The organism is Phocaeicola intestinalis (assembly GCF_014837065.1).
Taxonomy (GTDB): domain Bacteria; phylum Bacteroidota; class Bacteroidia; order Bacteroidales; family Bacteroidaceae; genus Phocaeicola; species Phocaeicola intestinalis.
Map to the genome: position 1 here is coordinate 1 of NZ_JACSPP010000113.1, position 4,224 is coordinate 4,224.

2 protein-coding genes and 1 riboswitch are annotated in these 4,224 nt (G+C 46.0%); both genes read left to right on the forward strand.

Features of this window, described 5'->3' with window-relative positions:
- Nucleotides 1-453 precede the first annotated feature (453 nt).
- Nucleotides 454-638, forward strand: a riboswitch (cobalamin riboswitch).
- A gap of 25 nt (nucleotides 639-663) precedes the next feature.
- A complete protein-coding gene (locus tag H9625_RS17110) occupies nucleotides 664-3,051 on the forward strand; it encodes an anaerobic ribonucleoside triphosphate reductase (protein WP_191765517.1) in 2,388 nt (795 codons plus the stop codon).
- A gap of 4 nt (nucleotides 3,052-3,055) precedes the next feature.
- Complete coding sequence (gene nrdG, locus H9625_RS17115; RefSeq protein ID WP_022039569.1) at nucleotides 3,056-3,538, forward strand: anaerobic ribonucleoside-triphosphate reductase activating protein; 483 nt, start codon at nucleotides 3,056-3,058, stop codon at nucleotides 3,536-3,538.
- The last annotated feature ends 686 nt before the right edge of the window (nucleotides 3,539-4,224 follow it).

Below are 4,224 nucleotides of genomic sequence, written 5' to 3' on the forward strand. Positions count from 1 at the left end.
TCCTCCGCCCTTTCCGCTACGCTCCAAGGACGGAGGAAGGCGGTGGCGGAGTTGCACTTCTAACTTGACGGTGGGTGTGCTTCTGTTTATGCATACAGGCATTGTCTGTTTCATACAGGATAAATGAGCTTTACCAATATAATTTGACCACCCTTGTGCCGCGAGAATATATATACATTGGCAATTGCAGATACATGAACTGCTATTGAAACATATCTTCGTTCTGCAATCATACTGGCTAAAAGAAAACCTTCACTGACGAGCCGGCCAATACCGGGAATGTGGCTTAACAAAAAAAATCAGAATGTCAAACAAGAAACATTCATTATAAATTAAGTTTTCCAATAAACAGCGATACAAGCCACTAAATCGGCATTTTTATTTTCAGAAGTTATTCAATTTAGACAACCTCAGCAAAAGTACATTTTGAGAAATGTGCCAAATCACTACCTTTGCAAATGTTTTTCTTATGGTAACAAAAAAGTTTCAATAGGGAATGCCGCGCACATCGGCAACAGTACCCGCTGCTGTGATTTCCAAAACTCGGGACATGCAAATGCAGCCACTGCCTCGAACAGGTGGGAAGGCGTCTGCAGAGAGGAATCAGTCAGAAGACCTGCCACGGAAAAACAGAATTTATGTTTCACTTAAAAACACAGACGTATGAATACTGCAGACATTTGCATTATCAAACGGGACGGAAAGCGGGAAGACTTTTCGGCATCCAAAATCTCGAATGCCATCGGGAAAGCATTCCAAGCTACAGGCTTGGAACGCCAAGAAGCATTGATTGATGAAATCACCCAGCGGGTTATTTCACATTTCGAACATCCAACATTAAATGTAGAGGAAATCCAAGACCTCGTAGAAAACGAACTGATGAAAGTGCAGCCCGAAGTAGCGAAGAAATACATCATCTACCGCCAGTGGCGCAATACCGAACGCGAGCGCAAAACACAGATGAAACACATCATGGACGGCATCGTGGCAATAGACAAGAACGACGTGAACCTGAGCAACGCCAACATGTCGAGCCATACGCCTGCCGGACAGATGATGACCTTCGCCTCGGAAGTCACCAAAGACTACACGTACAAATACCTGCTGCCCAAGCAATATGCCGAAGCGCACCGCATGGGGGATATTCATATTCATGACCTAGATTATTATCCCACCAAAACCACCACGTGTATCCAATATGACTTGGATGACCTATTCGAACGGGGATTCCATACCAAGAACGGAAGCATCCGCACGCCCCAGTCTATCCAAAGCTATGCCACACTGGCTACCATTATCTTCCAGACCAACCAGAACGAGCAGCACGGAGGGCAAGCGATTCCGGCATTCGACTTCTTCATGGCAAAAGGCGTATTGAAAAGCTATCAGAAAGCGATTGTAACGGACATTGCTTTCTATATGGAAATGAAAGGTACGCCGATAGACGAAAAAGCCCTGATGGAACACGTACGCAAACACCTGACTTCGATAGAACCGGACGCAAAAGCCCGAAAGGCTTTCCTTACAGCGCTGGCAAACGAAGGCTGCTTCCTCACCGAAGAAGAATCGGCGCACATCCTGCACTCCGCCCACAAGCAAGTGCGGAAAGACACGCATCAGGCTATGGAAGGATTTATCCACAACCTGAACACCATGCACTCGCGAGGCGGGAACCAAGTGGTTTTCAGTTCCATCAATTACGGGACGGACACTTCTCCCGAAGGACGGATGGTCATCGAAGAACTGCTCCAAGCCACCGTTGAAGGACTGGGCACGCAAGGCGAAGTGCCGGTATTCCCCATCCAGATATTCAAGATAAAAGACGGGGTATCCTACTCGGATGCCGATTATCAGAAAGCAATGACCGACTTTGAAGCAGCACTGAACGGCGGAATGACTTTCGAGGCACCCAACTTTGACTTGTTTCTGAAAGCATGCCGCACTACGGCGAAAGCCCTTTTCCCGAACTTCATGTTCTTAGACACCCCGTTCAACCAAAACGAGAAATGGAATCCGAACGACCCGAAGCGATACCGCTACGAGCTTGCCACCATGGGATGCCGCACCCGTGTATTCGAAAACCTGAACGGCGAAAAGACCAGTCTGGGACGGGGAAACCTTTCGTTTACCACAATGAACCTGCCCCGCCTTGCCATCGAAGCACGCCGGGAAGCAGAGCGCACACCGGGAAACCAAAGCCAGGAGGCCATCGAACAACACGCCAAAGAGCTGTTCCTGCAATCGGTGCACCGCATGTCGGAATTTATCGGAGAACAACTGTATGTCCGCTACCAATACCAGCGGACCGCCCTTGCCCGCCAGTTCCCGTTCATGATGAGCAACGATGTATGGAAAGGAGGAGGCAAACTGAATCCGAACGATGAAGTGGGCGACGTATTGAAACAAGGCACGTTAGGCATCGGCTTTATCGGCGGACACAATGCCATGACCGCACTTTACGGCACAGGGCACGGGCATAACCGCAAAGCATGGAACACTTTATACGAGGCAATAGAGGAAATGAACCGGGTAGCAGACGAATTCAAACAGAAATATGGACTGAACTACTCGATACTCGCCACGCCTGCAGAAGGGCTTTCCGGACGTTTCACCCGTATCGACCGCAAGAAATACGGCATTATTCCCGGTGTGACAGACCGTGATTATTACGTCAACTCGTTCCACGTAGACGTAAAAGAACCCATCAGCATCGTTGAGAAAATCAAATGCGAGGCACCGTTTCACGCCTTGACACGGGGTGGACACATCACGTATGTGGAACTGGACGGCGAAGCGCAAAAGAATGTGCGCGCCATTGCCAAGATTGTCAAAGTGATGCACGATGAAGGCATCGGCTACGGTTCTATCAACCATCCGGTAGACACATGCCATAACTGCGGATACCGAGGTGTAATCTACGACAAATGCCCCATCTGCAACAGCGAGAACATCCTCCGCATGCGCCGCATCACAGGTTATCTGACCGGGGACTTAAACAGTTGGAATTCTGCCAAACGTGCCGAAGAACGCGACCGTGTAAAACATCATTAAAAAAGTGCTCCATTACCTCTACACATATCCCGAAACCATTGTCGACGGTGAAGGCATCCGCTTTTCCATCTACCTTGCCGGATGCAGCCACCGTTGCAAAGGATGCCACAATCCTGAATCGTGGAATCCGTCAGCTGGTTTTCCTTTGACAGAAACGGCAATCAAAACAATGATTGACCAGATTAACGCCAATCCGCTGCTGGACGGCATCACATTCTCTGGAGGAGACCCTTTCTACAATCCCAAAGAATTTCTGCCGGTTATCCGGAAATTCCATGAATATACCAAACTAAATATCTGGTGTTACACCGGATACACCTACGAAACATTACTTGCCGACCCTCTCCGCCGACCAATCCTCGACTATATCGACGTATTGGTAGACGGGAAATTCGAACAGGCATTATATTCTCCCTATCTGGAATTCCGCGGCAGCAGTAACCAACGTATCTTAAAACTGAAAGATAAATTTAACATTTCACCCTAAAAAGCAACATTGAAGTTACGTTTTCATCAGGTTCATTCATCAAAGATAAATCTATCATTTCAGCTATAAAAAACAATCGTTATCGCGCACACTATTGCCGTTTCCGTACACGAATATGCTATTTACGGCATATCAGAATAAATACGACATGATTTACATCAAGAAATATTGCATTTTTTATAATAAATCCTTTCTGTCTATTGCAGAAACACAAAAAAGCTATACCTTTGCATCGTGGTTGTGAAACCAATAAGCATTAACTAATAGGTATTAGATGACATATACAAAAACTAAAGGTATTAGATTAAGGTAAACAATTCAAAGCAAAAAGGTATTAGATTTAAGGTATTAGATGTTTTTGTTTTTTAGGTATTAGTAATAAGGTAAGTTTTCAGGAATTAGATTCAATAGGAATTAGATGAATTGCTTTGAGGTAAAAAGAGAAAGAAAGGATAACAGAAACACAAACAACTGAATGATGATGAAACAAGAACCCTATTATGGGGGTTCTTTCGGAAGTCGGCGGTATTCATAAAAAGATGAATATCGTTTTTTTTGTGTCTATTTCCGCCATACACCTGCCAGACAAATCGAGTAGGAGGTAAACACTAATCATAGGTGTTTATCTCCTATTTTCATGTTCACCGACCTCTCACACCACCGTACGTGCCGTTCGGCATACGGCG

Coding starts and splice junctions, on each gene's coding strand:
- H9625_RS17110 (WP_191765517.1), top strand. CDS start 664: ATGAATACTGCAGACATTTGCATTATCAAACGGGACGGAAAGCGGGAA.